General features: G+C 59.6%; 1 pseudogene. It reads left to right on the top strand.

From position 1 onward, the window contains the following. Positions 1-235, top strand: a pseudogene (locus ACEN8I_RS24210) (lipoprotein-releasing system transmembrane subunit LolC); the annotation flags it as partial.

Below are 235 nucleotides of genomic sequence, written 5' to 3'. Positions count from 1 at the left end.
CTCTCGGGCCTGCTGCTGGGCCTGTGCATTGCCTTCATCATCGACGTCATCGTGCCGGCGATCGTAAGCGCGCTCAACGCCTGCTTTTTGCCCAAAGACATCTACCTGATGAGCCGCATGCCCAGCGAACCGCAATACTCCGACATCATGACAATCGTTGTCATCTCCCTGCTGATGTCATTTATGGCCACCATCTACCCGAGCAGGCGCGCCAGCCGCGTGAACCCGGCGGAGG

Source organism: Polaromonas sp. CT11-55, assembly GCF_047303325.1.
Classification (GTDB): Bacteria; Pseudomonadota; Gammaproteobacteria; order Burkholderiales; family Burkholderiaceae_C; genus Polaromonas.
This window is presented reverse-complemented; position numbering and strand designations above follow the sequence as displayed.